Source organism: Pseudomonas sp. P1_F1_2 (genome assembly GCF_056405815.1).
The window spans coordinates 1-14351 of record NZ_JBFUBK010000041.1; the positions used below are offsets into that span (position 1 = coordinate 1).

Consider the following 14351-nt stretch of genomic DNA (forward strand, 5'->3'; position numbering starts at 1 on the left):
GCTATCGCGAGCAGGCTCACTCCGACAGTAATGCTCATTTCCCGAGCGATTGCCGGGCACTGCGATACGCCCCCGGCCCCACCCCATAAACCTGCTTGAACTGCCGGCTCAGATGACTCTGGTCGGCAAATCCCAATTGCGTGGCCACTTCCAGCGGCAAACACCCGTTTTGTAACAGTGCCCTGGCCCGGGCGATGCGTTGTTGCATCAGCCAGGTGTGCGGCGGCATGCCGGTGGCTCGGCGGAACACCCGGGCAAAGTGAAACGGTGAAAGGTTCACCGCCGCCGCCAATTCCTCCAGTGACGGTGGTGCCGCCAACTGCGAATGCAGCAAATCCTTGGCCCGCGTCACCGCTCGATGCTCATTGCCGGGTTTGCCGGCAATCGGCACGGCCGCGTGTCGTTGCAGCAATAACAGCATCATTTCTCGCCAGACGGTTTGCTGTTGCAGGGCCGTGGATGGACTTTCCAGCAGACAATGCAGCTGGCAGAAACCCTTCACCAGGTCCGGGTCGCGATACAGCGTGGCGCCGAATGCCGGCAAGTGGTGGGTCGGCAATTCCAGCTCCGCCAGCAACGAAAGTAACTGGCTACTGTCCGGATAAAACGCCCGGTACAACCAGCCATCCTCCGTGCCTTTGTGGCCGGTGTGCAGTTCATCCGGGTTGATCAATACCAGCGTGCCACTGCCGGCCAGGTGTTCGGCTCCGCGATAGCGATAACGCTGGGCGCCGGCCATGATCATGCCGATCACATAACCCTCATGCACATGGGGTGCGAAGCGGTGCTCAATGTAGCGCGCGGACAACAACTCGACCCCGGCCAGCGGCGCGGTTTGCCAGAAGCGGATCGACTCGCCCTGATCGGCGTCCATGACCTATTCGCGCCCCACGGCGGCCAGCCACTGCGGGATGCGCCGTTCCAGGTAATAACCCGGTTGTCTGAACGAACCATCCACGAAACCAACATGCCCGCCCTTGGCCTGTAATTCGAGCAGTGTGCAGGCCGACAGTTCGTCGGCGTGGGGCAGGCTGTGGGGGAAAACAAAGGGATCGTCGGCCGCCTGAATAATCAGGGTCGGTGTGCGAATTTCCCCAAGGAAATAGCGGCTCGAGGCGCGGCGATAGTAATCCTCGGCATCGATATACCCGTTCAAGGGCGCCGTGACCCGGCCATCGAAATCCCAGAAGGTGCGCATGTTCTCCAGCGAACCCAACGCGGCCAGCGTCGCCAGGCCATCCTCGCGCCCGTCATGCTGGAACTGGCGCTGTTTGTTTTTGATGTAGGCGAGCATTTCGCGCATGAAGTGCGCCTGATAAACCTTGGAAAAGCCCTGGCCGATGCGATCTGCACATTGGTCGAGACGGAACGGCACCGAGACCGCCACTGCGCCGACCACGCCGCTGTCACTGCCGGACTCGCCCAAATGTTTAAGCAGGACATTACCGCCCAGGGAGTAGCCGACCGCGTACAGCGGCGCCAACGGACGTTTGGCCCGCAGGTGCCTGATGGTTTCGGCGAGGTCTTCACTGGCACCCGAATGGTAGCTGCGCGCCAACAGATTCGGCTCGCCGGAACAGCCACGCCAGTTCAGCGCGACACTGGCCCAGCCTTGGGTGGCGAGTGCCTTTTGCACGCCGGCCACATACGGTGAGTTCGATGAGCCCGTCAGGCCGTGCAACACCAGCACCAAAGGTGATGTCGCGCTGTGAGGGCCGTGCCAGTCGAGGTCGAGGAAGTCGCCGTCTTCGAGCCACAAGCGCTCACGCTCGCGTTCAATATGCGTGGTTTTGCGCCAAAGCGGTCCCCACAAGGTTTGCAAGTGCGGGTTGCCCAGGCCCAAGGCGGGGGTAAAGCGTTCTGGCGGATGGGACACGATCACTCTCGATGCAGCGGTGCGCAACGTGTGCGCACCTTTTCAGGCCGGTCGATTAACCGGCGATCTCTGCCATACGTTGCCACAACGCGTAGTAGACCCGCCCGGATTTCTGTTCACGGTGCAGGCGCCAGTTGCCTGGCAAACCGAGGGACGACGGCGCGTTTTCGCTTTCAGTGTAGATCCAGGCTTCGTTGGCCAACCACTGACGCTCTTCCAGCAGCGTGCAAACGGAAGGCAGCAGGTCCTGGTTGAACGGCGGGTCGAGGAAGACCAGGTCGTACGCAGTCGCTGTCTGGGTTTCCAGATAGCGCAGGGCATCGGCAGTCTGAACGTGGCCGGTGGTGCAGCGCAGTGTGCCCAAGTGTTCCTTGATGCTGGAAACCGCAATGTTGCTGGCGTCCAGCGCCTGGCCCATGGCCGCGCCACGGGACAGGGCTTCTAGAAACAGTGCGCCGCTGCCGGCGAACGGGTCCAGCACCTTGGCGCCCGGGACATAAGGCGCGAGCCAGTTGAACAGGGTTTCACGCACCCGGTCCGGGGTCGGACGCAGGCCTGGGGCATCCGGGAAGCTCAGTTTGCGGCTGCCCCATTCGCCCCCGATGATGCGCAGTTGGTTCACGCCGTTATGGACGTTATGAACAGGTTTTTTTGGACGCGTGGCCATTAATGCTCCGGAACCCCGAGCGGTTGCTCGGCAGGTTTATCAGATGGGGCCGGTAACGGCTTTTGTGGCACGGTCGGGCCAGCGCTGACGATGACCATTTTGTCCGTGCTCAGGTGTTTGTTCAGTGCAGTCTTGACCTGTTCGATGGTCAGGCTCTGGGACTGACGCATGAAATCATCCAGATAACTGAGCGGCAGGTTGTAGAACCCCATGGCGCCCAACTGGCCGACGATATCGGCGTTGCTGGCGGTGGACAGCGGAAAGCTGCCGGCCAGTTCACGCTTGGCGTCATCGAGTTCTTTCTGGGTCGGGCCGGTTTTAAGGTAGTCGGCCAGCACGTCTTGTACCAGCTTCAGCGTGCCTTCGCTCATCTCGGCGCGAGTTTGCAGGTTGATCATGAACGGGCCGCGCGCCTGCATCGGGGTGAAACCCGAGTACACGCCGTAGGCCAGGCCACGCTTCTCGCGGACTTCGCTCATCAGTCGGGTGCCGAAACCACCGCCGCCAAGGATCTGGTTGCCTAACGACAGAGCGGCGTAGTCCGGGTCGTCACGGTCGATGCCCAGTTGCGCGAGCATCAGGTTGGTTTGCTTGGACGGGAACTCGATGTGACCAATGCTGGCTTTGGGTTCTTCGGGCTGCGCGATTTTCGCAAGTGCCGGGCCTTTTGGCAGCGCGCTGGAGACTTGCGCGGCAATCGCTTCGGCCTCGGCGCGAGACAGGTCGCCCACCAGCGCAATCACCACGTTGCCCGCTGCGTAGGCTTTCTCATGGAACGCCTTCAGCTGAGCCTGCGTGATGGCGGGAACGGTTTTCGCCGTGCCGTCACTGGCGTGCGCGTAAGGATGTTCACCGTACAAGCGGTTCATCAGCTCCAGACTCGCCAGTTTGCCGGGGTTTTGTTTCTGATACTCGAAGCCGGCCAGCATCTGATTCTTGATGCGTGCGAAGGAACCGGCGGGGAAGGTGGGTTTGCCGACCACTTCAGCGAACAGCTTCAGTGCCGGTTCGCGCTTGTCCTTGGCACTGAGGCTGCGCAAGGACGCGAGTGCCATGTCTTTGAACGCCCCGTTGCCAAAGTCCGCCCCCAGGCCTTCGAAGCCTTGCGCAATGGCGCCGACATCTTTCCCGGCTATCCCTTCGTTGAGCATCGCGTTGGTCAGCAGGGCCAGGCCCGGTGCATTGCCGTCCTGGCTGCTGCCGGCGGCGAAGATCAGGCGCAAGTCGAACATCGGCAGCTCGCGAGCTTCGACGAACAACACCTTGGCGCCTTCGGCGGTGTTCCAGGTCTGGACGTCGAGTGAGCGGTGGCTCGGTGCCTTGCCATCGAGTTCAGTCAGCGATTGCAACTTCTGGCTGGACTTGGCTTTGTCCAGGGCTTCGCTGGCCTTGGAATCGCCGCTTCTGCTCAGGTAGAAGGCCGCGGAGCCGATCAGGGTGACAGCGATCAGGCCGATCAGGGCCAGGCGTGGTTTTTTACGCTCACTCATGAGTCGTCTCCAGTGGCAGGACATGGGCGACGCTGAGACGTTCGCGGGTGAAATACAGCTTGGCGGCTTTCTGGATGTCTTCTGGCGTTACGCTTTCCAGGTCGGCCAGTTCGGTGTCCATCAACTTCCATGACAGGCCGACGGTTTCCAGTTGACCGATGGACGTGGCCTGGCTGGTGATCGAATCACGTTCGTAGACCAGGCCGGCAATCACCTGAGCCCGCACGCGCTCCAGCTCTTCAGCGGACGGCGCAGTGGTTTTCAGCTGTTCCAGCAGCTTCCACAGACCGGCTTCGGCCTGGGCGATGGTTTTCTTTTTTTGCGAGTTGGGGCTGGCCGACAAGGTGAACAGGCTGTCGCCGCGCGTGTAGGCGTCGTAACTCGACGAACCGCCGGACACCAGCTCTTCGCCGCGTTCCAGTTGGGTCGGGATGCGACCGCTGTAGCCGCCATCGAGCAGGGCCGCGATCAGGCGCAAGGCGTTCACCGAACGCTTGTCTTCGGCGGTAGCGATGCTCGGTACGTTGAAGCCCAGCATCAGGCTCGGCAGTTGGGTTTGCACATGCAGGGTGATCAGGCGTTCACCCGGCTCGGCCAGTTCCAGCGGGATTTTCGCCGGCGGCACGTCGCGCTTGGCGATCGGGCCAAAGTAGCGCTGGGCCAGGGCTTTGACCTCGTCCGGAGTCACGTCACCGACGACCACCAGCGTGGCGTTGTTCGGGGCGTACCAGGACTGGTACCAGTGGCGCAGTTCTTCGACTTTCATGCGATCCAGGTCAGCCATCCAGCCGATGGTCGGCGTGTGGTAACCGCTGGCGGGGTAAGCCATGGCCTTGAAGCGCTCGTAGGCTTTGGACATGGGCTTGTCGTCGGTACGCAGGCGACGTTCTTCTTTAATGACTTCGATTTCCCGGGCGAACTCGTCAGACGGCAGGCGCAGGCTGGCCATGCGGTCCGCTTCCAGTTCAAAGGCTACGCCCAGGCGGTCGCGGGCCAACACTTGGTAGTACGCGGTGAAATCGTCGCTGGTGAACGCGTTCTCTTCGGCGCCCAGGTCGCGCAGGATCAACGAAGCTTCGCCGGGGCCGATTTTCTCGCTGCCTTTGAACATCATGTGTTCGAGGGCATGGGACAGACCGGTCTGGCCCGGTGTTTCGTAGCTGGAACCGACCTTGTACCAGATCTGGGAAACCACCACCGGCGCACGATGGTCCTCGCGCACGATCACCTTCAGACCGTTGTCGAGCGTGAATTCGTGGGTGGGTTGTGGATCGGCAGCCAAGGCTGACAGTGGCAGACAAACTGTGCTGAGCAGCAGGCCTGCAGCGCGGCGGGCTAGAGCATTCATTCGTTTTTTAAACCTGTTGGGCTGCCCGCTTGGTCTTAGCGTCAGCGGGCGAGAGGGTGCTAGGATAACGGTCCGTTTTACTGGCGGCCACGCCTATCAGGCCTTTGATCGGTCTGCAGGTTGTTTGGGTTTTCGGCTCGAGCGTTGAGTTTGTCAGCTAAACTCTGCGTTTTCGCCGACGATGCCGTTCCAGTCCTTCGAATTAGTCGACCTTTGGGGTGCGATTTGCACCCCGACAAAATGTTGCGCGTGAACAAGCTGGGTCAATCGCAGTCTGTTCTGCATCGAATATTTATTTGCCGGGGCGCCATTGGCGCGTCGCTACCGTGAGATAGCCGTCCTCCATGTTTGGTTCCAACGACGACAAGAAAGCCCCAGCTGCGGCTGGCGAGAAGAAAAGCCTGTTCGGATGGCTGCGCAAAAAGCCGCAGGAACCCGTCGTCGAACAGCCACAACCACTTCCTGAGCCCACGCCGGCGCCGGTTATAGAAGAAACACTCGCGCCGATCGTGTTGCCCGTCGCCGAACCGGTGCTGCAACCGGTGGTCGAGCCCGATCTCGTCGCTGAAGTTGTCACCCAAGCGCCCCTGACACCGATTGCCGAACCCTGGCTGACGCTGCCGGTGGCCGAGGAACCGGTGGCATTGGTTGAAGATGAGTTGGCGCCGCACATTACGCCGCCGATTCCCGCGCCGACTGCGTTTGCACCTGCTCCCGTTCAGGTTTCGGTGGTTGAGCCGGTCGTCGCGCCAGCCGTCGTGGCCGAGCCTGAACCGGTTGTTGCAGAGCCGGTGATTCCTGCTTTCGTTGCTCCGGTTGCTCCGGTTGCTCCGGTTGCTCCGGTTGCTCCGGTTGCTCCGGTTGTGCAGGCGCCAGCACCGGTCGCCGCTGTCGTCGAAACACCTGTCGAACCGCCGCGTACAGAAGAAACCAAAGCCGGCTTCTTCGCCCGTCTCAAGCAGGGTCTGTCCAAGACCAGCGCCAGTATCGGCGAAGGCATGGCCAGTTTGTTTCTGGGCAAAAAGGTCATCGATGACGAGCTGCTGGAAGATCTCGAAACCCGTCTGCTGACCGCCGACGTTGGCGTCGAAGCCACTTCCGTGATCATCCAGCGCCTGACCCAAAAGGTTGCGCGCAAAGAGCTGGCCGATTCAGATGCACTGTACAAATCCTTGCAGGCTGAGCTTGCCGCCATGCTCAAGCCGGTCGAGCAGCCGCTGAAAATCACCTCGCAGAACAAGCCGTTCGTCATTCTGGTGGTAGGCGTCAACGGCGCCGGCAAGACCACCACCATCGGCAAACTGGCGAAGAAGCTGCAACTCGAAGGCAAGAAAGTCATGCTCGCCGCCGGTGACACCTTCCGCGCGGCAGCGGTCGAGCAGTTGCAGGTCTGGGGCGAGCGCAACAAAATCCCGGTCATCGCCCAGCACACCGGTGCCGACTCGGCTTCGGTTATCTTCGATGCCGTACAGGCCGCCAAGGCCCGTGGCATTGACGTGCTGATCGCCGACACCGCCGGTCGATTGCACACCAAAGACAACTTGATGGAAGAGCTGAAGAAAGTCCGCCGGGTCATTAGCAAGCTCGATGCCGATGCGCCGCACGAAGTGCTGTTGGTGCTTGATGCCGGTACGGGTCAGAACGCTATCAACCAGGCCAAACAATTCAACCAGACCGTCGAACTGACCGGCCTGGCGCTGACCAAGCTCGATGGCACCGCCAAGGGCGGGGTGATTTTTGCCCTGGCCAAGCAGTTCGGCCTGCCGATCCGCTACATCGGCGTCGGTGAGGGCATCGACGATTTGCGTACCTTTGAAGCTGAACCCTTTGTCCAGGCATTGTTTGCCGAGCGGGAGCGTTCATGATTCGTTTCGAACAGGTCGGTAAACGCTACCCGAACGGACACGTCGGCTTGCATGAGCTGAGCTTTCGAGTCCGTCGGGGCGAGTTTTTGTTTGTAACCGGCCATTCCGGCGCCGGTAAAAGCACCTTGTTGCGCCTGTTGCTGGCCATGGAGCGTCCGACCACCGGCAAGTTGCTGTTGGCCGGCCAGGACCTGGGCACCATCAGCAATGCGCAGATTCCTTACCTGCGTCGACAGATCGGCGTGGTGTTCCAGAATCACCAGTTGTTGTTCGATCGCACGGTGTTCAACAACGTCGCACTGCCATTGCAAATCCTCGGGCTGTCCAAAGCCGAGATCGCCAAGCGCGTGGATTCGGCCCTGGAGCGCGTGGCGCTCTCGGACAAGACCGATTTGTACCCGGGCGACCTGTCGACGGGGCAGCAACAGCGCGTCGGCATTGCCCGCGCCATCGTTCATCGCCCGGCCTTGCTGCTGGCGGACGAACCGACGGGTAACCTCGACCCGCGCCTGGCTGCCGAAATCATGGGCGTATTTGAAGACATCAATCGTTTGGGCACCAGTGTGCTGATTGCCAGCCACGACCTGGCGCTGATCGCTCGTATGCGTCACCGCATGCTCACACTGCAACGTGGCCGATTGATTGGCGATGGGGAGGCGGGCGAATGAGTGCGACACGCAGCCCTAAAGTTTCCGAACGTGTAGCCCCGAAGGCTGCCGAACCGCAACCGCAGAAGAAAAAACACGACGATGACGACGGTCCGGATTTCCCGACGTTGTTTCGGGCCTGGGTCGAAAGCCATCGCGCCAGCCTGCTGGACAGCTTGCGTCGTTTGGGCAAACAGCCGATCGGCAGCTTTTTCACTTGCCTGGTGATGGCCGTTGCGCTGAGCCTGCCCATGGGCCTGTCACTTTTGCTAAGTAACGTCGAGCGTCTGGGCGGGTCCTGGCAGCGTGCAGCGCAGATTTCCCTGTACCTGCAACTGGAAGCCAGCCCTGAGCAGGGCGAATCGCTGCGCGAGCAAATCAAGGGGATGCCCGGTGTCGCTGATGCCGAGTACGTGGGGCGCGACCAGGCGCTGGAAGAGTTTCAGCAGCAATCTGGCTTGGGTGAGGCGCTGAAGGAATTGCCGGAAAACCCGCTACCCGGCGTGGTTCTGGTCACTCCGAAGGAAGTCGACAAGCCGGCGCTTGAAGCATTACGACAAAAACTTTCCGAGTTGCCGAAGGTACAACAGGCACAACTTGATCTAGTCTGGGTCGAGCGTCTGGCCGCGATCCTCAAGCTGGGCGACCGTTTTGTCTTTGGTCTGACCGTGCTGCTGGTTTCTGCATTACTTTTGGTGATAGGCAATACCATTCGTCTTCATATTGAAAACCGCCGCACAGAGATAGAAGTGATTAAACTCGTCGGCGGCACTGACAGCTATGTGCGCAGGCCCTTTCTATATATGGGTGCGCTTTATGGCTTCGGTGCGGGGATTCTGTCTTGGGGCGTACTGGCGTTTGGCCTGAACTGGCTCAACGACGCGGTGGTAGGGCTGGCCGGTTTATACGGCAGTGATTTCGCGCTGGCCGGAGTGCCAGTTGCCGACGGTCTGTCTCTCTTGCTTGGCGCGGTGCTGTTGGGGTATATCGGTGCATGGATTGCAGTCGCACGCCACCTGAGGGAGCTTGCGCCTAAGTAGTATCATTTTGCTCGTATTGACCTTTCAGCGTTTATGGGAACTTGTTTTTCGGTTTCCGGTCAATTTTCGCAGTGCTGAACTGCACGAGTTTGTAAGTGGGAGGTTTTTTCGTATGACCAATTCTTTGCAACCTGCATATGCTCTGGTCCCGGGTGCGAACCTGGAGGCCTATGTGCACACCGTCAACAGCATTCCATTGCTGACGCCGGAGCAGGAGCGTGAACTGGCCGAGAGTCTCTATTATGAGCAGGATTTGGGGGCGGCTCGGCAGATGGTGCTCGCCCACCTGCGTTTTGTCGTACATATCGCCCGTAGCTATTCCGGCTACGGTCTGGCTCAGGCTGACCTGATCCAGGAAGGCAACGTCGGGCTGATGAAGGCGGTCAAGCGCTTCAACCCGGAAATGGGTGTGCGTCTGGTTTCGTTTGCTGTGCACTGGATCAAGGCGGAAATCCACGAGTTCATCCTGCGCAACTGGCGCATTGTGAAAGTCGCGACCACCAAGGCCCAGCGCAAGTTGTTCTTCAACCTGCGCAGCCAGAAGAAGCGCCTGGCGTGGCTGAACAACGAGGAAGTCCATCGGGTGGCGGAAAGCCTCGGTGTAGAGCCTCGGGAAGTGCGCGAGATGGAAAGTCGCCTGACCGGCCATGACATGGCCTTCGACCCGGCCGCGGAAGCGGACGACGACAGCGCTTTCCAGTCGCCGGCCAACTACCTGGAAGACCACCGGTACGACCCGGCCCGTCAACTGGAAGATGCCGATTGGAGCGACAACTCCAACCACAACCTGCACGAAGCGCTGGAAGTGCTGGACGACCGCAGCCGCGACATCCTCTACCAGCGCTGGCTGGCGGAAGAAAAAGCCACGCTGCACGACCTGGCGCAGAAGTACAACGTGTCGGCCGAGCGTATCCGTCAGCTCGAGAAGAGCGCGATGAACAAGCTCAAGTTGTCGATTGCGGCATAACCGGCGCGAAGGCAATAAAAAACGCCCCGATCATTGATCGGGGCGTTTTTGTTTGTGGCCTGCTGAACCCTGTGGGAGCCGGTGCTATTCGGCCCAAGGCGCTCGGCGCGAATCATTGAGACCCACCAGATAACTGTCGCCACCCAGCTGACTCATCTGTTTGCGAATCCAGCCGGCTCGCCGCGCCACATAAGAGGTGGGATGGCTTGCACTCCAGACACGCGGGTTTGGCAGTACGGCGGCCAACAAGCTCGATTGTTGGCGACTGAGGCCTTTGGCGCTCACACCAAAGTGGTGTCTGGCTGCCGCCTCTGCGCCAAATACCCCGTCATCCCATTCCACACTGTTGAGGTACACCTCAAGAATCCGCTGCTTGGGCCACAACACCTCGATCAATCCGGTAAACCAGGCTTCCAGGCCTTTGCGCAGCCAGCTACGGCCGGACCAGAGAAACAGATTCTTCGAGACTTGCTGGCTCAAGGTGCTGGCGCCTCGAATCGAGCCACCGAGTTCGTTGTGAGCCAGTGCTGCCTGAATCGCACCGAGATCAAACCCCCAGTGTTCCGGGAATTTTTGGTCTTCGCCGGCAATCACCGCGACTTTAAGGTCGTCGGAGATTTCATCCCACGGCTTCCAGGTGCGTTGCAGGTCAATGGGCTCGCCGTCGAACCAGGATTCGATCTTGCGCTCGACCATCAGCGCAGTCCCCGGTGGCGGGACCACGCGGAAGATCAACACCAGCAATACGCTGCCGCCCATGAACCAGAGCACGGCCTTCGTGAAACGACGGAAATAGATACGCAGCATAGAGATGGCTTGGCCGAACCCGTTGAGCGGGCCATTATACAGACCCTGTTGATCGAGTCTGACTGGAGTTCTTAATGCTGCGTGGCTTTCTGATGCTGGCCGCTTTCTTCGGCTTCACCGGCGTTGCCTTGGGCGCGTTCGCCGCCCACGGCTTGAAAAACCGTCTGACCCCCGAGTATCTGGCGATATTCCACACCGGCGTCACTTACCAATTGGTGCACACCCTGGCGTTGCTAGGCATTGCGTTACTGGCTACGCAAATTCAGGGGCGACTGATCACCTGGGCGGGCGCGTCGTTTGCCATCGGTATCCTGCTGTTTTCCGGCAGCCTGTACCTGCTTACCCTGACCGGTGTCAGCAAGCTCGGAATCATTACGCCCTTCGGCGGGCTCGCATTCCTGGTGGGCTGGGCGTGCCTGGGGCTTGCCGCCTGGCGGTTGAGCTGACCGGGTGGTCCATTTCATGACGAATGGCTTGGGTCACCAAGACTGATCGGGCTAGAATGCCAGCCCCTAAAAATGATGACGGCATTCGGTATGCGCATTCAGTTGAACGGCGAATCCCTTGAACTGCCCGACGGTGAAACCGTTGCGGCCCTGCTGACCCGTCTGGAACTGACCGGACGCCGGGTAGCGGTCGAACTCAATCTGGATATCGTCCCGCGCAGTCAGCATGCCGGCACTGCACTGAACGACGGCGACAGCGTCGAAGTCGTTCACGCCATCGGCGGCGGCTAGTCTGCGCCCAGTCCGAAAGGGCAAGAATTCTGCAAGAACCTCACCCCTACAGAGGATTTCCCATGAGCATCGTTCGTAGCGACAAGCCTTTCGTCCTGGCCGGTCGTACTTACCAGTCGCGTTTGCTGGTCGGTACTGGCAAGTACCGTGACATGGAAGAAACCCGCCAGGCTATCGAAGCCTCGGGTGCCGAAATCGTCACCTTCGCCGTGCGCCGCACCAATCTGGGCCAGAACGAAGGCGAGCCGAACCTGCTCGATGTCCTGTCGCCGGATCGCTACACCTTCCTGCCGAACACCGCCGGTTGCTTCGACGCTGTCGAGGCCGTGCGCACCTGCCGCCTGGCTCGTGAACTGCTTGGCGGGCACAATCTGGTGAAGCTGGAGGTGCTGGCGGACCAGAAAACCCTGTTCCCCAACGTGATCGAAACCCTCAAGGCCGCCGAAGTGCTGGTCAAGGAAGGCTTCGACGTGATGGTGTACACCAGCGATGACCCGATCATCGCCCGTCAATTGGCGGAAATCGGCTGCATCGCGGTCATGCCGCTGGCCGGCCTGATCGGCACAGGCCTTGGGATCTGCAACCCGTACAACCTGCAGATCATCCTCGAAGAAGCCAAGATCCCGGTGCTGGTGGATGCCGGTGTCGGTACCGCGTCCGACGCCACCATCGCCATGGAACTGGGTTGCGAAGCCGTGCTGATGAACTCGGCCATCGCCCATGCCCAGCAGCCGGTCATGATGGCTGAAGCCATGAAACACGCCATCGTTGCAGGTCGTTTGGCCTACCTCGCCGGCCGCATGCCGAAAAAACTCTATGCCAGCGCCTCCTCGCCGCTGGATGGTCTGATCAAGTAAGAGCCATTGATGACTGAATCAAACGACACGCCAATCCAGACGGAAGAAGGCGAAGAGCGCCAACACCGCCGCATCAAGAGTTTTGTGATGCGCGCCGGGCGCATGACCGAAGGCCAGCAAAAAGGCCTGGAGCAGGGCACGCCGCTGTTTGTCTTGCCGTTGGCCGATGCGCCGGTGGACTTCGATCAAGTGTTCGGCCGTTCGGCGCCGCGCTCGCTGGAAATCGGTTTCGGCATGGGCCATTCGCTGCTGGAAATGGCTGCTGCCTCGCCGGAGCAGGATTTCATTGGCGTGGAAGTTCACCGTCCGGGTGTGGGTGCGCTGCTCAATGGCGTGCTGACTCAGGGCCTGACCAACCTGCGGGTCTACGATTGCGACGCGATTGAAGTGCTCAATCGCTGCATCGCCGACAACAGCCTCGATCGCCTGATGCTGTTTTTCCCGGACCCGTGGCACAAGAGCCGTCACCACAAGCGTCGTATCGTTCAGGCTTCGTTCGCTGAACTGGTACGCAGCAAGCTGAAGGTGGGCGGTGTGCTGCACATGGCTACCGATTGGGAGCCGTACGCCGAGTACATGCTGGAAGTGATGAACGTCGCGCCGGGTTATCGCAACCTCGCCGAAGACGGCAAGTGCGTTCCGCGCCCGGCCGAGCGTCCGATCACCAAGTTCGAACGCCGCGGCGAACGGCTTGGGCACGGCGTGTGGGACCTGAAGTTCGAGAAACAGTCCTAAGCCTTACGCAACAAACTGTGTGCGAGCCTGCTCGCGAAAGCTTCATGACATTCAACACTTCGTTGATTGTCAGGCCTTCGCAAACCGGGTGGCTCCCACCGTCGTTGTGTGTGGTGTTCAAGTTCAGTGGCGATCCGCCGACAACTCTACGCCCCCACTTGTAAAGGAAGACAGGTTTGAAAGCCCTCTTCGCCTGCACGTTGCTTTTGAGCCTGTTGGCCTCGACAGCCTGCGGCCCCGCCGTAACCCCCGATGAGTATTTTGCGCGCGCCCAGAAAGCGGCCGCGGATCTGCAGCGTAACGCCGATGAAATAATCAGGCTGGAGGCGGCAGGACAGCTCGATCTGACCAACAGGCCCGAGCAGTTGGAGAATGCAGAAAGTACCCTCGAAGTACTCGCAGATAATCTCAAGCGCGCATCTGATGGCGGGCACACGCTCGCGACGTACTTTCTGGCTAACCTGCAAAGCAATCCGATGTATTCCGGGCAGTCGCCGAAAGAGGCCTGCGGCCTTTACCAAAAAGCCATGGACCAAGGCTTGTTGGCAGCCGCCATTGGCTATTACAACGTGTGCGATCGGGCATACGAAAGGTTTGATCTGCACAACGCCGATCACCTGAAATACTTGCAAACACTGGAGCAGTTGCTTCAGAAACCCGACATAAAGGGCGGCGGCTATCCGTTGATGGCCACGCGTTCCCTATGTTTCCAGGACGTGAATGCACCATTGCCCCAGCAAGGCATCATGGAGGCTATGCAGGCCCGCGCCGCCGCGTTGCTGCTGACAGAAGCGCAATATCGCGCCGAGGCCAATTACATTCTGGCGCTGACACGCGTGAACAAAAATGACCGTCCCGATAGCCAGAATATTGTCTATCTGGATAAAGCCGAGGCATTGGGCTGCAAAGACTTTCTGGGGCTGAGCGCCATGATGCGCAACGCAGTCATGGCGGCAGAGGCTAAATAGAAGGCGTTGACGTCAGCGGCGGTCAGCCACGACACCAATCAGCACCAGCACCACCAGCAACACGGGGGCCAGGCTGTAGTTGTTGAACTGGCTCAAGCCGCGAACGATCCATGGCGTCGCGTAAATCAGCGCGGCGCCGCTGCCGATCATGCACAGCAGGGCCATCAGTGGCACGCGCAAGGCGCCGGCAATGCTGCCCAGCCGTTGCTCGACCCAACCTTTGAAGTCCGAACCAAACAGCACCAGCAGACAGCCCACCAAGGCCAAGGCGATTTCCGACAGGTTGCTGCGGCTCCAGCGGGACACGGTGGCGAGCAGGTCGAGTATCAAATCCATTCGTTTTCCCT

The 14351-nt window shown here is 60.2% G+C and carries 16 protein-coding genes; 9 read left to right on the top strand and 7 right to left on the bottom strand.

From position 1 onward, the window contains the following. Positions 1 to 34: 34 nt before the first annotated feature. From AC1D2P_RS14195 to AC1D2P_RS14215, 5 genes are read right to left on the bottom strand one after another with little or no spacing between them, the layout of a single operon-like run. Positions 35 to 874, bottom strand: a complete 840-nt coding sequence (locus tag AC1D2P_RS14195; protein WP_109785638.1) for an AraC family transcriptional regulator — start codon at positions 872 to 874, stop codon at positions 35 to 37. Between the two features lie 3 nt (positions 875 to 877). Then, complete coding sequence (locus tag AC1D2P_RS14200) at positions 878 to 1876, bottom strand: hydrolase (RefSeq protein ID WP_109785637.1); 999 nt, start codon at positions 1874 to 1876, stop codon at positions 878 to 880. Between the two features lie 55 nt (positions 1877 to 1931). After that, positions 1932 to 2543 carry a 16S rRNA (guanine(966)-N(2))-methyltransferase RsmD gene (rsmD, locus tag AC1D2P_RS14205; protein WP_046029702.1) on the bottom strand — a complete coding sequence of 204 codons (612 nt, stop codon included), beginning with the start codon at positions 2541 to 2543 and terminating at the stop codon, positions 1932 to 1934. Continuing rightward, positions 2543 to 4033, bottom strand: coding sequence for a M16 family metallopeptidase (locus AC1D2P_RS14210; RefSeq protein ID WP_109785636.1), 1491 nt, complete (start codon positions 4031 to 4033; stop codon positions 2543 to 2545). Before AC1D2P_RS14210 ends, rsmD begins: the two co-directional genes overlap by 1 nt. After that, a complete protein-coding gene (locus tag AC1D2P_RS14215) occupies positions 4026 to 5381 on the bottom strand; it encodes a M16 family metallopeptidase (protein WP_109785635.1) in 1356 nt (451 codons plus the stop codon). The genes AC1D2P_RS14210 and AC1D2P_RS14215 overlap by 8 nt, the downstream gene beginning before the upstream one ends. Positions 5382 to 5725: 344 nt before the next feature. Between AC1D2P_RS14215 and ftsY the strand changes: the two genes are divergently transcribed. The 4 genes from ftsY (at position 5726) to rpoH (ending at position 9900) form a co-directional block, all read left to right on the top strand. Further along, positions 5726 to 7246 (top strand): signal recognition particle-docking protein FtsY, encoded by a 1521-nt coding sequence (gene ftsY / locus AC1D2P_RS14220; protein ID WP_109785634.1) that lies wholly within the window; start codon positions 5726 to 5728, stop codon positions 7244 to 7246. Further along, positions 7243 to 7914 (top strand): cell division ATP-binding protein FtsE, encoded by a 672-nt coding sequence (gene ftsE, locus AC1D2P_RS14225; protein WP_008026149.1) that lies wholly within the window; start codon positions 7243 to 7245, stop codon positions 7912 to 7914. The genes ftsY and ftsE overlap by 4 nt, the downstream gene beginning before the upstream one ends. Continuing rightward, positions 7911 to 8933 carry a permease-like cell division protein FtsX gene (gene ftsX, locus AC1D2P_RS14230; RefSeq protein WP_046029714.1) on the top strand — a complete coding sequence of 341 codons (1023 nt, stop codon included), beginning with the start codon at positions 7911 to 7913 and terminating at the stop codon, positions 8931 to 8933. The genes ftsE and ftsX overlap by 4 nt, the downstream gene beginning before the upstream one ends. 112 nt (positions 8934 to 9045) lie before the next feature. Further along, positions 9046 to 9900 (top strand): RNA polymerase sigma factor RpoH, encoded by an 855-nt coding sequence (gene rpoH / locus AC1D2P_RS14235; RefSeq protein ID WP_007897890.1) that lies wholly within the window; start codon positions 9046 to 9048, stop codon positions 9898 to 9900. Positions 9901 to 9984: 84 nt separating this feature from the next. Here rpoH and mtgA read toward each other — a convergent pair whose 3' ends face one another. Next, positions 9985 to 10707: a monofunctional biosynthetic peptidoglycan transglycosylase gene (mtgA, locus tag AC1D2P_RS14240; RefSeq protein ID WP_109785633.1), complete on the bottom strand. Its 723-nt coding sequence runs from the start codon at positions 10705 to 10707 to the stop codon at positions 9985 to 9987. A 74-nt stretch (positions 10708 to 10781) separates the two neighbouring features. Here mtgA and AC1D2P_RS14245 point away from each other — a divergent pair, with 74 nt between their 5' ends. The 5 genes from AC1D2P_RS14245 to AC1D2P_RS14265 all read left to right on the top strand — a co-directional run bounded on the left by AC1D2P_RS14245 (position 10782) and on the right by AC1D2P_RS14265 (position 14004). Continuing rightward, a complete protein-coding gene (locus AC1D2P_RS14245; RefSeq protein WP_046029720.1) occupies positions 10782 to 11153 on the top strand; it encodes a DUF423 domain-containing protein in 372 nt (123 codons plus the stop codon). Between the two features lie 90 nt (positions 11154 to 11243). Continuing rightward, positions 11244 to 11444 carry a sulfur carrier protein ThiS gene (gene thiS, locus AC1D2P_RS14250; protein ID WP_175648963.1) on the top strand — a complete coding sequence of 67 codons (201 nt, stop codon included), beginning with the start codon at positions 11244 to 11246 and terminating at the stop codon, positions 11442 to 11444. Between the two features lie 62 nt (positions 11445 to 11506). Further along, positions 11507 to 12301, top strand: a complete 795-nt coding sequence (locus AC1D2P_RS14255; RefSeq protein ID WP_109785632.1) for a thiazole synthase — start codon at positions 11507 to 11509, stop codon at positions 12299 to 12301. 9 nt (positions 12302 to 12310) lie between these two features. Beyond that, positions 12311 to 13036 carry a tRNA (guanosine(46)-N7)-methyltransferase TrmB gene (gene trmB, locus AC1D2P_RS14260; protein ID WP_046029724.1) on the top strand — a complete coding sequence of 242 codons (726 nt, stop codon included), beginning with the start codon at positions 12311 to 12313 and terminating at the stop codon, positions 13034 to 13036. Positions 13037 to 13212: 176 nt separating this feature from the next. Then, positions 13213 to 14004, top strand: coding sequence for a hypothetical protein (locus tag AC1D2P_RS14265; RefSeq protein ID WP_046029726.1), 792 nt, complete (start codon positions 13213 to 13215; stop codon positions 14002 to 14004). Positions 14005 to 14016: 12 nt separating this feature from the next. Here AC1D2P_RS14265 and AC1D2P_RS14270 read toward each other — a convergent pair whose 3' ends face one another. Next, a complete protein-coding gene (locus AC1D2P_RS14270; RefSeq protein ID WP_046029728.1) occupies positions 14017 to 14340 on the bottom strand; it encodes a DUF3392 domain-containing protein in 324 nt (107 codons plus the stop codon). Positions 14341 to 14351 lie beyond the last annotated feature (11 nt).

Coding starts and splice junctions, on each gene's coding strand:
- thiS (WP_175648963.1), top strand. CDS start 11,244: ATGCGCATTCAGTTGAACGGCGAATCCCTTGAACTGCCCGACGGTGAA.
- AC1D2P_RS14270 (WP_046029728.1), bottom strand. CDS start 14,340: ATGGATTTGATACTCGACCTGCTCGCCACCGTGTCCCGCTGGAGCCGC.
- ftsY (WP_109785634.1), top strand. CDS start 5,726: ATGTTTGGTTCCAACGACGACAAGAAAGCCCCAGCTGCGGCTGGCGAG.
- rsmD (WP_046029702.1), bottom strand. CDS start 2,543: ATGGCCACGCGTCCAAAAAAACCTGTTCATAACGTCCATAACGGCGTG.
- trmB (WP_046029724.1), top strand. CDS start 12,311: ATGACTGAATCAAACGACACGCCAATCCAGACGGAAGAAGGCGAAGAG.
- AC1D2P_RS14245 (WP_046029720.1), top strand. CDS start 10,782: ATGCTGCGTGGCTTTCTGATGCTGGCCGCTTTCTTCGGCTTCACCGGC.
- AC1D2P_RS14195 (WP_109785638.1), bottom strand. CDS start 874: ATGGACGCCGATCAGGGCGAGTCGATCCGCTTCTGGCAAACCGCGCCG.
- rpoH (WP_007897890.1), top strand. CDS start 9,046: ATGACCAATTCTTTGCAACCTGCATATGCTCTGGTCCCGGGTGCGAAC.
- AC1D2P_RS14215 (WP_109785635.1), bottom strand. CDS start 5,381: ATGAATGCTCTAGCCCGCCGCGCTGCAGGCCTGCTGCTCAGCACAGTT.
- mtgA (WP_109785633.1), bottom strand. CDS start 10,707: ATGCTGCGTATCTATTTCCGTCGTTTCACGAAGGCCGTGCTCTGGTTC.
- AC1D2P_RS14210 (WP_109785636.1), bottom strand. CDS start 4,033: ATGAGTGAGCGTAAAAAACCACGCCTGGCCCTGATCGGCCTGATCGCT.
- ftsX (WP_046029714.1), top strand. CDS start 7,911: ATGAGTGCGACACGCAGCCCTAAAGTTTCCGAACGTGTAGCCCCGAAG.
- ftsE (WP_008026149.1), top strand. CDS start 7,243: ATGATTCGTTTCGAACAGGTCGGTAAACGCTACCCGAACGGACACGTC.
- AC1D2P_RS14255 (WP_109785632.1), top strand. CDS start 11,507: ATGAGCATCGTTCGTAGCGACAAGCCTTTCGTCCTGGCCGGTCGTACT.